The organism is Halomonas sp. Cn5-12 (genome assembly GCF_021532545.1).
GTDB lineage: Bacteria > Pseudomonadota > Gammaproteobacteria > Pseudomonadales > Halomonadaceae > Vreelandella > Vreelandella aquamarina.
In genome coordinates, this window is record NZ_JAKGAY010000002.1 from 53,973 (window position 1) to 69,478 (window position 15,506).

Annotated in this window: 14 protein-coding genes; 10 read left to right on the plus strand and 4 right to left on the minus strand. The window is 54.4% G+C overall.

The annotated features are described in order from the left end of the window. Positions 1–121: 121 nt before the first annotated feature. Positions 122–697: a hypothetical protein gene (locus L1249_RS01610; RefSeq protein WP_084354588.1), complete on the minus strand. Its 576-nt coding sequence runs from the start codon at positions 695–697 to the stop codon at positions 122–124. 209 nt (positions 698–906) lie between these two features. Between L1249_RS01610 and L1249_RS01615 the strand changes: the two genes are divergently transcribed. Both L1249_RS01615 and L1249_RS01620 read left to right on the plus strand, forming a co-directional pair. Continuing rightward, the gene (locus L1249_RS01615; protein ID WP_054641156.1) at positions 907–3,018 is read left to right on the plus strand and encodes an adenosylcobalamin-dependent ribonucleoside-diphosphate reductase; all 2,112 of its coding nucleotides are present in this window, start codon (positions 907–909) and stop codon (positions 3,016–3,018) included. Positions 3,019–3,076: 58 nt separating this feature from the next. Continuing rightward, positions 3,077–3,832 carry a hypothetical protein gene (locus L1249_RS01620; protein ID WP_058577015.1) on the plus strand — a complete coding sequence of 252 codons (756 nt, stop codon included), beginning with the start codon at positions 3,077–3,079 and terminating at the stop codon, positions 3,830–3,832. Between the two features lie 9 nt (positions 3,833–3,841). On the opposite strand, the gene L1249_RS01625 is transcribed toward L1249_RS01620, so the two are convergent. Then, positions 3,842–4,009, minus strand: a complete 168-nt coding sequence (locus L1249_RS01625; RefSeq protein ID WP_371827811.1) for a hypothetical protein — start codon at positions 4,007–4,009, stop codon at positions 3,842–3,844. Positions 4,010–4,083: 74 nt separating this feature from the next. On the opposite strand from L1249_RS01625, the gene L1249_RS01630 reads away from it, so the two are divergent. Beyond that, positions 4,084–5,853 (plus strand): hypothetical protein, encoded by a 1,770-nt coding sequence (locus L1249_RS01630; protein WP_128082404.1) that lies wholly within the window; start codon positions 4,084–4,086, stop codon positions 5,851–5,853. 110 nt (positions 5,854–5,963) lie between these two features. Here L1249_RS01630 and L1249_RS01635 read toward each other — a convergent pair whose 3' ends face one another. Then, positions 5,964–6,884, minus strand: a complete 921-nt coding sequence (locus L1249_RS01635) for a bile acid:sodium symporter family protein (RefSeq protein ID WP_235252995.1) — start codon at positions 6,882–6,884, stop codon at positions 5,964–5,966. Positions 6,885–7,088: 204 nt separating this feature from the next. On the opposite strand from L1249_RS01635, the gene L1249_RS01640 reads away from it, so the two are divergent. The 4 genes from L1249_RS01640 to L1249_RS01655 all read left to right on the plus strand — a co-directional run bounded on the left by L1249_RS01640 (position 7,089) and on the right by L1249_RS01655 (position 10,678). Further along, complete coding sequence (locus L1249_RS01640; RefSeq protein ID WP_035556048.1) at positions 7,089–8,003, plus strand: cation diffusion facilitator family transporter; 915 nt, start codon at positions 7,089–7,091, stop codon at positions 8,001–8,003. Between the two features lie 113 nt (positions 8,004–8,116). Further along, a complete protein-coding gene (locus tag L1249_RS01645; protein ID WP_022521292.1) occupies positions 8,117–8,794 on the plus strand; it encodes a DsbA family protein in 678 nt (225 codons plus the stop codon). Further along, the gene (locus tag L1249_RS01650; protein ID WP_022521291.1) at positions 8,794–9,783 is read left to right on the plus strand and encodes a M23 family metallopeptidase; all 990 of its coding nucleotides are present in this window, start codon (positions 8,794–8,796) and stop codon (positions 9,781–9,783) included. Before L1249_RS01645 ends, L1249_RS01650 begins: the two co-directional genes overlap by 1 nt. A 112-nt stretch (positions 9,784–9,895) precedes the next feature. Next, entirely contained in the window at positions 9,896–10,678 is a 783-nt protein-coding gene (locus L1249_RS01655) for a ZIP family metal transporter (protein WP_016916429.1), read from the plus strand. A gap of 28 nt (positions 10,679–10,706) precedes the next feature. Here L1249_RS01655 and L1249_RS01660 read toward each other — a convergent pair whose 3' ends face one another. Then, positions 10,707–11,165 (minus strand): MerR family transcriptional regulator, encoded by a 459-nt coding sequence (locus tag L1249_RS01660; protein WP_022521290.1) that lies wholly within the window; start codon positions 11,163–11,165, stop codon positions 10,707–10,709. Between the two features lie 86 nt (positions 11,166–11,251). Between L1249_RS01660 and L1249_RS01665 the strand changes: the two genes are divergently transcribed. From L1249_RS01665 to lnt, 3 genes are read left to right on the plus strand one after another with little or no spacing between them, the layout of a single operon-like run. Next, complete coding sequence (locus L1249_RS01665; protein ID WP_054644987.1) at positions 11,252–13,438, plus strand: heavy metal translocating P-type ATPase; 2,187 nt, start codon at positions 11,252–11,254, stop codon at positions 13,436–13,438. Continuing rightward, entirely contained in the window at positions 13,435–13,938 is a 504-nt protein-coding gene (lspA, locus tag L1249_RS01670) for a signal peptidase II (RefSeq protein ID WP_022521288.1), read from the plus strand. The genes L1249_RS01665 and lspA overlap by 4 nt, the downstream gene beginning before the upstream one ends. Positions 13,939–13,942: 4 nt before the next feature. Further along, positions 13,943–15,475, plus strand: coding sequence for an apolipoprotein N-acyltransferase (lnt, locus tag L1249_RS01675; RefSeq protein WP_235253035.1), 1,533 nt, complete (start codon positions 13,943–13,945; stop codon positions 15,473–15,475). Positions 15,476–15,506 lie beyond the last annotated feature (31 nt).

The window sequence follows — 15,506 nt, forward strand, 5'->3', positions numbered from 1 at the left end:
CGTGTCGAAGCATCATTCGCTACTGACAGCTGTAAAACGCTGATGGCCCGGGCCGATGCCGCTATGTATCAAGCCAAGCACAGCGGCCGTAATCGAGTAGAGGTTGCGGAAGAGCGTGCGCTTAACCCGGAGGAGCAGGTGCCTCTGTGATAGAGGCGCCGCTACACAGCGACTGCATGCGTTGAATGGCATCGCCAGCACCTTCCAAACTAAAGGTCATGTACCACGGTTCCTGCTCACCCTGGTCAAATCCTAAAAACAGCTGCTCGCCCGACTGCATCTCAGCGATCAGCGTCTCCATATCGCTCAAATAAAAATGGGCATAAAAGCCGTCATCGCCCCGCTCGGTAATAAACTCCGCCATGGTATCGACAATCGGGTTGTCACCAATCCGCAGCCGAGTGGGTACCAGATTCACCGCTCGGCTCTCACCCTGCTGCTGCGCTAGGGTGACGCGCATCTCCAGCCACGGTAAATCACAGACTCCTTGAGTAGCATTTATGCTTAGCGTGGCATCGGAGTAGCTGTGGGTCTCTACAGCACGAAAGTGGCGCTCTTCTCCTAGGGTCAGCGCCATGGATTGCCAGTGCCCATGGGTAGCCACTGTTTCCACATTAAATGTAGCGGCCAATGAAAGGGGAGCTGTGACAAGCAGCATGGCGGTGACGGCGAAAGTTGATGTTTTCAGGAAGTTCATAGGTCGTATCGTCATCGAAAACTTTAAGCCTATAGCGTGTTGGGAATAAGCAAAAGGGCAAGGTGCTGATTTTTCTATATCTAGTGTTGTTGGCATCAAAAAAACGGCCCATATAGTAGAAATTCGGGGCTATACTCCCCTACGATGCCGCGTATAATCGGCCCGTTTTTTAGCGCGATCGCTACCCATCGTGAAGGAGTTTCGTGAACATGAGTACCGCAGCCAAGGCGATGAAGACATCCAGTGAAGTCCCTATGCAGGCTCCATCTAGGGAAATCTGGGATGCCAAATATCGGTTAAAAGATCGTCATGGCCAACCGGTGGATCAAGATGTCGCAGCGACCTTTGAGCGCGTGGCTCGCGCCCTAGCCGCCGTAGAAGGTGAAAAGGCCGATGAGTGGCTACCCAAATTTCGCTGGGCGCTGGAAAATGGTGCTATTCCCGCTGGGCGAATTCTCTCTAATGCGGGAGCCGAAGCCTACAAGCCCGCCGTCAGTCTGATTAATTGCACCGTTTCTCGCACTATTCGTGACTCCATGCGCGATATCCTCGACTCCGTGGTCGATGCGGGTATGACATTGAAGTCGGGCGCCGGTATTGGCTACGACTTCTCGACCCTGCGCCATAAAGGTGCCTTTGTGTTTGGCGCAGGAGCGGGCACCAATGGCCCGCTGGCGTTTATGGATATCTACGACAAGATGTGCTTCACCGTGGCCTCGGCCGGAGGCCGTCGCGGTGCCCAGATGGGTACCTTCGATGTGGGGCACCCGGACGTGCGCGAGTTTATTCAAGCCAAGCGCGAAGCAGGGCGGCTGCGTCAATTTAACCTGAGCCTACTCATTACCGATGAGTTTATGGAAGCGGTGAAGCACAACGCCGATTGGCCGCTGGCCTTCCCACTGCATCCTGGTGAGAAAGAGGATGTGAGCGTCGAAGAGGTGATTTACCGCGACTGGCCGGTGGTGGAAGAGGGCTACACGGTGGATGCCGAAGGGCGCGTGGCCTGCCGTGTTGTCGAGGTGATTAAAGCTCGCGAGTTGTGGGACACGATTATGTCCTCCACCTACGACTACGCCGAGCCGGGCTTTATCCTGATCGATCAAGTCAACCGCATGAACAACAACTGGTTCTGCGAAGATATCCGCGCCACTAACCCCTGCGGCGAGCAGCCACTACCGCCAGAGGGCGCTTGCCTGCTGGGCTCGGTCAACCTGACCAAGTTTGTGATCGAGCCGTTTAGCGCCGAGCCGCGGTTTGATTGGGAGCGCTACCGTAAAGTCGTGGCGATTTTCACCCGTATGCTCGACAACGTGGTGGAAATTGCTGGCCTGCCGCTCCCCCAGCAACAGCGCGAAATTGAAGCCAAACGCCGCCACGGCATGGGCTTTTTAGGTCTTGGTTCGACCCTGACCATGCTGAAAATTCCCTACGGCTCTCAGGCGTCGCTGACGTTCACTGAAGAGGTCAGTCGTCATTTGGCGTTGGAAGGGTGGAAGCAGGCGCTGGAGCTTTCTAAAGAGAAGGGCATGGCGCCAGTGCTTGAAGAGGAGCACACCATTACGCCCAAGATGATGCGCGAGCGCCCTCAGCTCGCCAGCGACGGCTACGAGGTAGGCGACAAGGTGCCGGGGCGGATTCTGCACGCCCGCTATAGCCAATACATGGCCAAAGTGGCCGAGCTTGAGCCGGAGCTGGTAGCGCAGCTCGCCGAGCACGGTGCTCGCTTTACTCACCATAGTTCGATTGCCCCCACAGGCACTATCTCGCTCTCCATGGGCAACAACGCCTCTAACGGGATCGAGCCGTCGTTCTCCCATCGCTATTTCCGCAACATCATTCAGTCCGGTAAAAAGACCAAGGAGCAGGTGGAGGTAGTGTCGTTTGAGCTAGCGGCCTACCGCCACTTTATCGCTGCCGATGCGGTAGAGAGCGATCTGCCGGATTACTTTATTACCGCTGACGCGGTCACTCCCGAGCAGCACGTCGCCGTTCAAGCGGCAGCTCAGCAGTGGGTGGACTCGGCGATTTCCAAAACGGTCAATGTACCCACCGAGTTCCCCTTTGAGCAGTTCCAAGACCTCTATCTGCAGGCCTACGAGAGCCGTTTGAAAGGTTGCACTACCTTCCGCTTTAACCCGGAAGCCTTCCAAGGCGTATTGGTACGTGAGGATGACCTGAAAAACACCACCTACGTCTTTGAGCTGGAAAATGGTGAAACCCTTGAGCTAACCGGCGATGAGAAGGTGCTTTACGACGGTGAAGAGCATAACGCCGCTAACCTGTTTGATGCCTTGAAAGAGGGCACCTACGGCAAATGGTAATCGTAAGCGCAAGCAAGGCTTAGCTTGATGAGCTGTCTAAAGAACTGGGGAGAACGTTATGGCGGTTGAAATTACGTCGAAAATTGTCGGTTACCGTATTAAGCAACAAGGGCAGCCCGCGCCTGCACCGGAGCTACCAGATGAAGACCCATTAACGGTCCGCATTCCATCGCGCCCGGAAGGCACACTGGAAGCAGTGTCTGAAAAAATCTCTTATGTGGGGGCTGAAGGGCGCAAGAAGGTCTACTTGCTGGTCTCGTTTATGCCAGTGGAAGGCGTGATTGGCGGCCAGCGTGTGGTGATTGAGCGTCCGGTGGAGTTCTTCTTTCCCTCGGGCCAGCTCTCCAGCGAGCACCAGTGGATTACTGCGACCATGCGCAGCCTGTCGCTTGCAGCGCGTGGGGGCTATGTCACTCAAGCCGTGGCAGACCTGCGCAAAGTCGCCTGGGACAAAGGCTTGGTACGCTGTGGCATGAATCGCTGGAACAAGCCTATGTTTCACGACTCGGAAGTGGCGGCGATTGCTTGGTCGATTCAGCGGATTCTCTATCGGCGCGGTTTTTTAGATCAGGAGGGCAACCAAGTGCCGGTGGAGACGTTGGTTGCACGCTATGCGCACCGCATGCAGCATGGACATGCCTGGCAGCCGGAGGAGCCCCCGGCGGCTGAAGACTCTGCCGGCGCATCGTCTTCTGGTGAAGCAAGCGGTGGCCCCGCTACGGTAGGCACGTGCCCTGAGTGTCGGGGTGATTTGATCATGATGGATGGCTGTCCAACCTGTTATGCCGGGTGCGGCTGGTCAAAGTGCGGCTAGCCGCTGGCATCACTCGTCAAATAACGGCCTGATATTATCGGTAAGGTAGCAGTCATCAAATTCCCCTTCCGTGGCCAGCGCTTCAAGGTTGGGGATTGAGACATGATGGCGGTCGCGAAACACCAGCCCATCTTCGCTGAGCGCACTAAAAGTACGGATCACGTGTACTGGTGTCATTTCCAACAATTGTTGCGACTAAACAATAATTGCTGCGACAATCTCTATGTTGAGTTTACATAGAGTGCGCCTTTGTGACCGTTTCTCTTAAACAATCCAGAACCTTTAGCTTCCATGATGGCACCCTAAAAAACGAGGCAGAGCGCTTGGTCGTTTGGTGGTACGGGCCTATATTTAAGAACAATCGCTTACGAAGCGTCCCTAAAATCCATATCTTCTTAAGAACCATCGACCATGAAAATAACTTAGGAGGCGTGATGAGACGTGAGACTGTCTTAACGCATCTTGGGCTATTGAGAATAGGGTCAGTATGGGAAAAGGGCGTGAGTAGCTCGCGTATTGCCTACGAGGAAAGAAAATTCTCCGTTTCTTTTTCTCCAGGCGGCTGGCGAATTGTCACCTTAGATGATTTACGACAATCAGGACGAAGCCTCTATACCGCTTTTCATGACTCGAACTACTTACCCCAGAAAAATCAGCACAAAACATACCTGATTGAATTTGACCTTCCAGATGGCAAACACTTGCTCATCCCTTGCACAGAATTTTTTATTCGCGTTTACGGCCGATCTTCTGAAATCAAGCGAGTGCTCGCCACTTACCCTTGGGAAGAAGTCAAAAAACGTCTTTATCGACCGCTTGATGCGCCTGCATCCCCAGGTACGTGGCCTGTCAAATTTACCTATCATGTTCATAAACACGATGCCATTTTGCTCGCGCATATGTTGTACGATCCGTATGCCAAGCGCGCTGCAAAATATATATATTCACAATTTGAAACCAGCTCCACGCCAGATGAGATGCTTTTAAAAGCCACCCCATGGTTTCAAGGCAGCGGGGAAATCTCTGTTTCTGGCGTTCCAATTGATGGTGGCAACACATTCCTAGGCTTGCAGATATTAGGCTGTACGCAGCCCGATGGTGCCACGATCCACCGCGAAAGAGAGAAGTCAACGACAGTACCAGCCACCGATGGCGATGATGCTCCCACTCAATTTCCCTATCATCAGCTTCAAGACATCCCCGATGTCATTGACCTGACGGATGATGAAGAGCCCGACCATGGCTCTTCTTGGCTAGACCTTCCTGAGGACGAATTCGTTATTTTAGGTAAGCCTCGCGCCGTCTTGGATAAACGATATACTCGAAAAAATGTGCCCGATACACGAGGCGTCCCCGTTCCGGGTGACGAAACCATTTTCTCCACTGGGGAGCCACATGGGTCAGGGAAGGGAGTGGGACAAGCGTCTATTCATGCTCCTATTACACTGGAATCACAGGGCTTTCTACGTGATATGTGGAATGCGCTTCTCTATTTGCAATCGGCCTATCCCGAAACGATTCGTGGCGTTAGCTGGTTTACCTTTGAAGACGGCTTTAGCACTTCCCCCGACCCTCGGTTGATCAGCCTCGAACCTTTCGAAATAGACGAGGAGGTGGAAACGTCAGTCGCTAATTGGGTTTACATTGATACTCAGACCAAGGTACCTCGCGGGGTGCTCGTCGTTCGGGTGCATGTGTTAGATCAAACGCTCTATCTCATGGAGATCCAACGACGCCCTCCAAAACCCAGAGCTGGCGGTAGCGAGGAGGCATCCAAGCCTCCTTCCTATAAAGGTTTAGTCTTCACGCTGAGCCACCAAGGCAGCTTCGAGCAGTGGTTACGCCAAGTGCTGTCTAACGTGCGGCACGTAGAAGGTGTTGTCCAAAAACTAGTTGGTCACTGCCCAGGATTCGCCGATACGTTCAAGCACCCTAAATCCAAAAAGGAACAGATACCCTGCGAAGCCTCTGTGTTAAATGCTTTTAGCAAGGTCAGTATTGGTCGCAGTGACTTAGCATAGGTACTATTTGCCACCTTTATGAGTAGCGGTGTCTGTTTTGTCGCTAAGAGCAACCTGTACACCCCGTGTGCAGGTTGCTCTTCTGACGAAGAGCCGATACGGCCATCCCTTCAGTGGCGGGCGAGGATCTTCGCTGCGATGGGCGAAGTGATCATTTGAATCACGGCAAAAAAAGCGGCTGGAATTGCGATCTCTGATGGCAAGCCAGAAGCAGCGACAAACGCTGCAGCGATGCTGAATTCCTTTTTACTGACCGTGAAAAGATAGGTAATCACCTCTTTGCGATCAGAGGTGAGTAACCGTGAGGACATACCTACCAGGTACCCAATCAAATTGAGGCACAGGGCCGCGCCCGCAATCACAAACGCATACCAGCCATAGCCAATGATCGTGGTGGCATTCGGCCCGACCACGGCGAGTAGGATCAGCAGATACAGAATCGACCCTATCCCTGCATACGCTGAATCATGCCGTGCAAAGAAAGCCGAGAACCTTGTACGCAAGCTGACCCCAATCACGGTAGGAAGAAGCACGATTAGTGTTAATTCAAGAATAATTGATCCAAGCGGCACGTCTAACTGAAGGCCGGTGAGCCATAAAAACAGGAAGGGAACAATAAACGGACATAACGCGGTGTTGACTGCGTTGAAAACAGCGGCAAGCGCCACATTGCCTTTCGCCATCAGTACCAAAAGAGGAGAAGACACATCTGTCGGCAGCGTGCCGAGCAAGGTTTGGCCAGCAGCCAGCGGGCCGCTTCCAAAAAATAGACGGCCCGTTAGCCACCCGGCAATCGACATAGGCCCATAGACCAGCCCCAATGCCAACAACTGCCGTGACGGCTTTCGGAACACGATGCGCACTGCATGCGCATCGAATGTGAGGCTGATAATCAACATCAGTAATGCCAGTAATGGCCCAATCGCGAACTTAAGCATTATTCCGGTGGCCGGAAAGAGTAAGCCTACCCCCGCGACGACGATTACAAACCAGACAAGGTGCGCCTCGACAAAATAAATGAATCTACCCATGGTGGATTGGACGTTACCGGTTGAAGTGGATTGAGCCCCGCACCTAAAACATGATCACCTTCGGCCCAGCACACAAAGGCTCCTTGGTAGCTAGGGACGTGCTTCCCAATCCAGCGATGCAAATAGATAATGCTCAAGGGTTGAAGCTTTAGTTGCTAGAGGTTTTATAGTACCAAGAACAGATAATTCGAGAGAGGGTAACAGATGGGACATCATCATGATCATCCCCACATTGATCCTGCCTCTGGCGACCGGCGCGTCAGCATCTCCATTTGGGCCAATGGGCTCTTAACCATCGCTCAAATCGTCGGTGGCATTATGGCGGGGAGCCTATCGCTGATCGCTGATGCGTTACATAACTTTTCTGACTTGGCAGCATTAGTCATTGCCTTTGCTGCTCGTAAAATCGCCAGACGGCCTGCCGATGTGCATATGACCTTTGGCTATGGCCGCATCGAGATAGTGGCAGCACTCATCAATTACACCACCCTCATTATTGTCGGTGTCTACCTGATTTACGAAGGCGCTATGCGGATGGTCGATCCCCCTGAGATAGAGGGATGGACGATCGTGATTATTGGTGGCGTCGCGCTCGTCGTCGATGCCCTTACCGCCATGCTCACGTGGTCAATGCAAAAAGAGAGTGTCAATATCCGCGCCCTTTTTCTGCATAACTTATCGGATGCGTTTGCCTCCATCGCCGTGATTATCGGTGGTTCGCTTATTTTACTGTACGACATGCGCTGGGTAGACCCCGCGATCACGATAGGGATTGCGCTATATATTCTTTACCTAGCCTTCTCTGAAATTGGCGGCCCTATCCGTACGCTAATGCTGGGATCTCCCCCGGACATTGACGGGCAGGCAGTCGTTGAGACCGTACGAGATATCGAGGGAGTCCAGGATATTCACCATGTGCATCTATGGCAGATGCAGGAAAACATGGCAGCCCTTGACTGCCACGTGGTTCTGACAGAAACCGGCTGGCAGCAGCTTGAATCCGTCAAAGCAGAGATCAAGGAGCAGCTTAAAATGCGCTTCAGTATTGCTCATTCCAGCCTAGAGTTTGAGCATAGTGACCACGCGCATCAAAATGCCAATCTATATGGGCATGAGTGACAGACCGAGGCCGGCTCCCAGCTCAGGTAGATAGCGAGCAGCTTACTCCCATAGCGATTGGCTTATTTTTCAACCCTACTTTTCCACCCCATCGTTGAGACAGAGAGAGAAACATGTTCAAAAAAGCGTCTTTTATATTGGCCGGTACGTTAATGCTGACCGCTGCGATCGTCGCCGTATCGAAGCCTGCCCTCTTAGACATGCAAGCTCAGGCAGCAAAAGAGAGCGGTGTCCAGGCCGAGGACTCCTTGGTGCGTTCACACTCCCCCATCTTGGGACGAGAAGACGCGCCGGTGACGATTGTGGAATTCTTCGATCCGGCTTGCGAAGCCTGCCGTGCTTTCTATCCCCTGACAAAAAGTATTCTGGAAACCTACCCAGAAAAAGTGCGGCTCATCGTGCGCTACACTCCTTTCCACGGCGACGTATCGGACAAGGCCATTCGGGTATTAGAAGTTGCTCGTCGTCAGGGCGTCTTTGAACCGGTACTGGAGAGGCTGCTGGCTCGCCAGGATCAATGGGCTTCACATGGCAGTTTTGATGAATCCGCTATCCTCGATATCGCGAGCCAAGGAGGCCTTGATTTAGCGGCTGCCGAAGAGCAACTGACTTCTGCTGAGGTGCAGGCGGTGATTGACCAAGACATGGCGGATGTCAGAGCCAATCAGATTCGCCAAACACCTACCTTTTTTGTCAATGGCGAGCCTTTAGACCCCTTTGGTATGCAAGAGCTGATTGATGCCGTCGAGAGTGAAGTAGCGGAGATCTCTGGGGAAGAGGATGGCCAGTGATGCAGCGCTGGTGGTTACTAGGCTTGGTGGGCTTTTACCCCTTGCTAGCCGAAGCCAATTGGCAAACGCATCTGTCATTGCCTCCGTCTGAACTTAGCCCTGTCAAGTTACAGGCGGCTAGCGAGCAAGAAGGCACATTACCGCTCGATAGCGTTGATACCCTAACCTTTGGGCGTGATGTCGTCATTGATACCACCCTCTACGAGGCCTTGGCAGCAGAAGGTGTCCCAACGCGTTTCGCCACTAAACTGGAAACACTGCTCAGCGAGTTTATCGCAGCGCCGCTGGAGTTTTCTGGCAGTGAACGTATTCAATTAGTGTGGGAGGAAGATCGACGCCAGGACGGCGCCCGTGTTGGGCCACCACGCCTCAGTTATGCCGCTCTGCCTGATCAGGCAGAGCCCTTGGAGGTCATATGGCCGGTCACCCAAAAGGGGGACGTAGCTCTTTTCAAAAGCGACACCCTGCTAGGCACGTTGCGGTTGCCCGTGCTTAGTGCCCGCTTAACGTCTCGCTTTGGGAATCGGCGACATCCTGTGTATGGAGGGATGCGTCCTCATAATGGAATTGACTTGGCTGCGCCGACAGGAACGCCGGTCATTGCCACCGCACCTGGGCGCGTATTCTTTATGGGTCGCCAAGGGGGATATGGGCAGGTGATCGAGGTGGAGCACGACACAGGGGCCATTAGTCGCTACACACACCTTAGCCGATTCTCCCCACAGCTAGTGGTTGGGGATTTAGTCAATGCGGGAGAGTCGCTCGGAGAGGTAGGTTCCTCCGGGGTCGCCACGGGCCCCAACCTGCATTACGAAGTGAGAGTCAATAACCAGCCTGTTGATCCCCTTGGTCAAGGTCAACGCATCATGTTGGGTGAGCAGCCGACTCAAGGTGAATATCAAGCGTCACTTTACGAGGCAAGAGATCGCTTGGAACAAGCTATCGGCACGGCGTCCATTTATGACTTGATCTCGTTTAACGAGCCGTAACCACCCGTGCTTAGCAACGTTGCATGGATTGTTAGTAACGTGAACGTGTGCTTGCCTCGTTATGGAACCCTAGCGCTGTGATCACTCATCTACCACAAGACAGGTAATCGGTATGGAAGAGGTTTCTCTCGTCACAATGGGGGTATTGGGAAGCCTTGCCGCGGGCTTGATGACGGCTGTCGGGGCGCTTCCTATCTTGTTTACCAAAAGACCGAATCGTGGTGTTCGCGATTTAGCGTTGGGGTTCGCCGCTGGCGTCATGCTAGCGGCCTCTTTCTTCTCACTGATCATACCCTCCTTAGAAGCCTCGGAGCTGCGTTACGGAGGTAGCGTGGTACCTGCTGCCATTGCCTGTGCGGCCATCTTGCTAGGGATTGGAATGGTCGCACTACTGAACGAACTCTTACCTCATGAGCACTTCGAACAGGGGCGAGAAGGGCCAGAGGCTGCCTCACTACGTCGTATCTGGTTGTTTATTATTGCCATTACGATACACAACCTGCCAGAGGGGCTGGCCGTTGGCGTGGCCTTCGGCGCAGGGGGAAGCGAAGGAGGCATTCCACTAGCGATTGGCATTGGACTTCAGAATGCCCCAGAAGGACTGGCCGTAGCAGTATCACTGCTAGGCGTGGGCTATTCACGTTGGCGGTCATGGACGATTGCCGCCCTTACGGGGCTTGTTGAGCCGTTAGGTGGCTTATTAGGCGCTGGAGTCATCAGCATGTCACAAGCGCTACTGCCCTGGGGGTTGGCCTTTGCAGCGGGGGCGATGTTGTATGTGATCAGTCATGAGATTATTCCCGAAACTCATCGAAGCGGGCACCAAAAAAAGGCCACGCTGGGCCTCTCCATCGGATTGGTACTCATGCTGTTTTTGGATGTTTCGCTGGGCTAACCATTGGGCGTGGGGCGTAGCGTTAGTGCTAACCCAAGTCGTGAGCCCCTCCGTGCGATTTTTCAGTGATACAGAGCTGATGATCACTGATGACCTCAATGATTCGGCAGCTTTCCACTTTACCACCGGCACACTGTGTGACCATCCGTTGAAGCTCCTCACGCAGTATGGACAGTCGTTGAAGGCGGGACTCCACTTTCTTTAGGTGATGCGTGGCGATGGCATCGACTTCTTGGCAAGGCATATCAGGTTGATCTGACATGGCCAAAAGCTCTCGCACTGACTCCACCGAAAAGCCAAAGTCACGGGCATGACGAATAAAGGTCAAGCGCCGCACAGCGTCGTCTCCATAGCGGCGCTGCCCCCCACCGGTTCGTGTCGCATCGCGCAACAGCCCAATACGCTCGTAATAGCGAACCGTTTCAGGTTTGCAATCGGCTCGTCGTGCTAACTCACCAATGCTGATACTTTGGCCGATCATCGACATGGTAAAACTCCTTACGCAGGGCTTGAAGCTGTAGTTGCCACAAGGTTTACACTTAAAAACCATAGCCCATTGGCAGGAGAGGCACCATGAAAACATCAACGCCGACAACAGCGCCTACCACCTTGACGCTGCGTGTTGAAGGCATGGACTGCGGCGGTTGTGAGCGCAAGGTTGTGTCGGCGCTAGAGCGACTGGAAGGCATTGAGGAAGTCACGGCAAGCTCGGTCACGGGATCAGTGAAGATTCACCACCACGATCACGGGGCCCCCTCGCGAAAGACCATTGAGGGCATCCTGAACGAACTAGGCTATCAAGTGGCTTCCCATGATGGCCAAACACGCGCATCTGGTGCTTCATCCTCTTGGTGGCAAACCGCTAAAGGGCGCTTGGTCATTATCACGGGAAATCTGCTGATAGTGGCCTTCGCGCTTCGTTTAGCATGGCCTGCGCTGGGTAATATGCCTTTCATTTTGGCCACGCTAGTCGGCTTAATACCCATTGCGCAGAGTGCCTGGGGCGCCCTCAAAATGCGCAATCCCTTTACCATAGAGATGCTGATGTGCATCGCTGCGCTTGGCGCATTGGCCATCAATGCTGCCGCTGAAGCTGCGATGGTCGTGTTCTTGTTCGCCGTAGGTGAGCTACTCGAAGGGGTAGCTGCTTCACGAGCGCGCCGCAGTATCTCAGCCTTGGCAAATTTAACACCCTCAACGGCGAGGCTGATGGACAATGGCCATCTGCGTGACGTCTCGGCGGAGTCACTTAAACCCGGGCAGCGTGTGCTGGTGCGGCCCGGTGATCGCGTACCCTGCGATGGACGCATCCTGGTGGGCACCTCCGACATTGACGAGTCGCCGGTAAACGGCGAGTCCATACCCCGTTCGCGAGCGCCTGGTGATGACATTTTTGCTGGCACAGTGAATCTTGATGCCGCCCTGGAGGTGGAGGTAACACGAGGCGCTGATGACAATACGATCGCACGCGTTATTCGTCTGGTTGAAGAAGCACAGGCCGCCAAGGCACCGATAGCACGCTTTATTGATCGTTTTGCGTATTACTATATGCCCGCCGTCGTCTTACTCGCCCTACTGATGGCGATAGTGCCACCGCTGGTATCGACCATGGCATGGTCGGAGTCGATTTACCGTGCGTTAGCATTGCTGTTAATCGCATGCCCCTGCGCGTTAGTCATTTCCACCCCAGCCGCCATCGCCGCCGGTCTCTCGGCGGGAGCTCGGCGCGGACTACTGATCAAAGGGGGAGCCGTTCTTGAACAGTTAGGTAAGCTTCGCTTGGTGGCATTAGATAAAACGGGCACCCTCACTGCGGGTACCCCAAGAGTCACAGATGTGGAGTCTTGGATTGCTGAGGAAGACGATAACAGCGTATTGCGGCTCGCCGCCGCAATAGAGCGGGATTCCAGTCACCCTATCGCCACGGCTATCGTTGAGCATGCCCGACAGTCGGGCATCAACCTCCCCACCGTCACCGGCGGCCGCGCTCTGGCGGGGCGCGGTGTTTCCGGCCAGGTGGAGGGTCGCGAGCTGAGCTTAATGACGCCTCGTCACCTTCACGAGAAAGTCATCCTTGAGGAAAGTCTCAGTGCTCGGATTGTCGCGTTAGAAGAAGCCGGTAAGAGCCTCGCTCTCCTCGTCGAAGGCGAGCGTTTACTGGGCTTGATCGCGGTTCGCGATGAGCCACGCGAAGATGCCATTGAAGGCCTAGCGGCGCTATCCCGTTTAGGCGTACAGGCGGTCATGCTCAGCGGTGATAATGCCCGCACCGTCGCTGCCACGGGGGGTCGCTTAGGCATTGAAGCGTACGGCGAACTAATGCCTGAAGACAAGGCAGCGTATGTTCGAGACTGGCAAGCGGCTGGCCGTGGCCCCATCGGTAAAGTAGGCGATGGCATCAACGATGCACCGGCACTCGCGGCAGCCGATGTGGGTATCGCGATGGGGGGCGGCACGGATGTGGCGTTGGAAACCGCCGATGCAGCCTTGCTCAAGAACCGCGTTACCGGCATCGCTGAGCTGATAGACCTCTCTCGTGCCACGCTGCGCAATGTGAAAACCAACGTTGTTCTCGCCCTTGGCTTAAAAGCCATTTTCCTAGTTACAACGGCGCTGGGTATTACCGGCATGTGGATTGCGGTGATGGCCGATACCGGTGCTACCGTCCTGGTGACGTTGAACGCCATGCGACTGCTGGGTTACCGCTTTTCGCCCAGTACCGCAATGACAGGCCTGTCACAAGGAAAAGTAACCTCATGAGAACAGTGCAACACGATAGCCCTTCACGTCGCTGGCCATGGTTCACATTAGCTTGCGTGATGGCTCTAGCCGATCAACTGGTCAAGGAAATTGTGCATGCTCAGATGTCGTTTGGCCAAGTCATTCCGCTAACGCCGTTTTTTAACTGGGTTTATACCGGGAACACAGGAGCCGCTTTCAGCTTTCTCGCAGAAGCAGGGGGTTGGCAGCGCTACCTCTTTCTTGGTTTAGCGTTGGTGGTGGTCGTCGTATTGGTTGTGCAGCTATGCAAACCCCTGTCGCGCTTGGAGGCCTGTGCGTACAGCCTGATTCTTGGCGGCGCGCTCGGTAATACTGTTGATCGCTTAGCGCGAGGGTACGTCGTCGACTATCTGGACATTTACTGGGGCGAATGGCATTGGCCCGCCTTTAACATGGCCGATATCGCGCTATTTGCCGGTGTATTGATGTTCGCGGTGGCGTTATGGCGTGAAAGTCCTGCTTTTAAGCGCTCTGAGTAACGCTATGGATGTGGTCGATAAAGATAAAGAATATACGCTTTTTGCTGGGCGCTCCTCACCAATAGTCGATTGCGTTGTAGCGCTCGCCGCTGGGGTGCTGACCACCTTGAGTGCCGCCCCCTTTTCCCTATGGTGGCTTGGCCCAGTGGCCGTGGCACTGGTCTATTGGAAGATACAGTTGCTAACGCCCGTCATGGCCACCCTGCGTGGGTGGTGCTATGGGGTAGGCCTGTTCGGTTCAGGCACGTCGTGGGTCTTCGTTGCTATTCACGATTTCAGTGGCACCGGGGCCTTGGTGGCGATGCTCCTCACCACTCTTTTTGTCAGCGTCCTGGCGCTCTTCTTTGCAGTCCCCTTTGGGCTCTATCGACGCATCACGGGGCCACGGTTCGCCTTTCTTAGCTTTGCCGGTATGTGGGTGGTGAGCGAATGGCTACGCACTTGGATGCTCACCGGCTTTCCCTGGTTATTGCTGGGCACCTCTCAGATTGATTCTCCACTAGCCCCATGGGCGCCCGTTGGTGGTGTGTACTTGCTGTCACTCATGACCGCGCTGACAGGTACGTTAGGGGTAGAGGTACTGCGTCGCCGCTGGAGTTTCCTTGTCCCAATGGCCGCCTTGTGGATCGTTCCATTCCTATTGCCCGCCCAATGGACAACCCCGGCTGGCAAGCCCATCCGGGTGGCATTGCTGCAAGGGAATCTTGACCAGCGCATTAAGTGGACTGCCCAAGGGCAGCGCGAGGCGATCAGTATCTACACGGCGATGACACGGGAGCAAGCAAGGGATATCGATCTCATCGTTTGGCCCGAGGCAGCCCTTCCCATGCTTGAGCAGGAAGCACAGCAAATACTTGAGCAAGTAGCGTCCGACCTGGGGCCTGACACCGCCTTGTTGACCGGCATTTTGCAACGCGACAGTGAAGGGCGCTCTTATAACAGCGTCATAGGGCTAAATGATGTGCAGGGCGAATACCAGAAGGCGCACTTGGTGCCCTTTGGCGAGTATTTGCCATTCCAAAGTCTCCTCGCTGGCACCCTTGCTTTTTTCGACTTGCCAGTACCTCGCCTGACCCCAGGGTCAGGCGAACAGGCTCCGTTACACGTGGCTGGAGCCACCATTGGCAATGCCATTTGTTACGAAATCATTTTTGCCGACCATGTCGCCCAGCAGGCGCGTAATGCCGAGCTGCTATTAACGGTTTCCAACGATACGTGGTTTGGGCGTTCCATTGGCCCACACCAACATCTTCAAATGGCGCGTCTACGTGCCTTAGAAAATGGTCGTCACCTACTTCGAGCTACCAGTAATGGCGTGACGGCCATCATCGATTCACAAGGTCACGTCACAGCCCGTGCCCCACAGTTTGAACAGGCCAGTTTAACGGGCGAGGTGACCCCGATGCAGGGCCTAACTCCTTTCACACGCACCGGTAGTGGCCCCGCTTGGATACTCGCTGCGGTGCTGACACTGCTCGGGTTACAACTGAACTTATCTCGATCAAAAAACGACGCATTAGATGAAAAAGGAACCTAGCGATGCTCTTGGCAAAGAACGCAGCAATACT

Coding starts and splice junctions, on each gene's coding strand:
- L1249_RS01615 (WP_054641156.1), top strand. CDS start 907: ATGAGTACCGCAGCCAAGGCGATGAAGACATCCAGTGAAGTCCCTATG.
- L1249_RS01655 (WP_016916429.1), top strand. CDS start 9,896: ATGGAAGAGGTTTCTCTCGTCACAATGGGGGTATTGGGAAGCCTTGCC.
- L1249_RS01635 (WP_235252995.1), bottom strand. CDS start 6,884: ATGGGTAGATTCATTTATTTTGTCGAGGCGCACCTTGTCTGGTTTGTA.
- L1249_RS01650 (WP_022521291.1), top strand. CDS start 8,794: ATGCAGCGCTGGTGGTTACTAGGCTTGGTGGGCTTTTACCCCTTGCTA.
- L1249_RS01625 (WP_371827811.1), bottom strand. CDS start 4,009: ATGACACCAGTACACGTGATCCGTACTTTTAGTGCGCTCAGCGAAGAT.
- L1249_RS01610 (WP_084354588.1), bottom strand. CDS start 697: ATGAACTTCCTGAAAACATCAACTTTCGCCGTCACCGCCATGCTGCTT.
- lnt (WP_235253035.1), top strand. CDS start 13,943: ATGGATGTGGTCGATAAAGATAAAGAATATACGCTTTTTGCTGGGCGC.
- L1249_RS01620 (WP_058577015.1), top strand. CDS start 3,077: ATGGCGGTTGAAATTACGTCGAAAATTGTCGGTTACCGTATTAAGCAA.
- L1249_RS01640 (WP_035556048.1), top strand. CDS start 7,089: ATGGGACATCATCATGATCATCCCCACATTGATCCTGCCTCTGGCGAC.
- lspA (WP_022521288.1), top strand. CDS start 13,435: ATGAGAACAGTGCAACACGATAGCCCTTCACGTCGCTGGCCATGGTTC.
- L1249_RS01660 (WP_022521290.1), bottom strand. CDS start 11,165: ATGTCGATGATCGGCCAAAGTATCAGCATTGGTGAGTTAGCACGACGA.
- L1249_RS01645 (WP_022521292.1), top strand. CDS start 8,117: ATGTTCAAAAAAGCGTCTTTTATATTGGCCGGTACGTTAATGCTGACC.
- L1249_RS01665 (WP_054644987.1), top strand. CDS start 11,252: ATGAAAACATCAACGCCGACAACAGCGCCTACCACCTTGACGCTGCGT.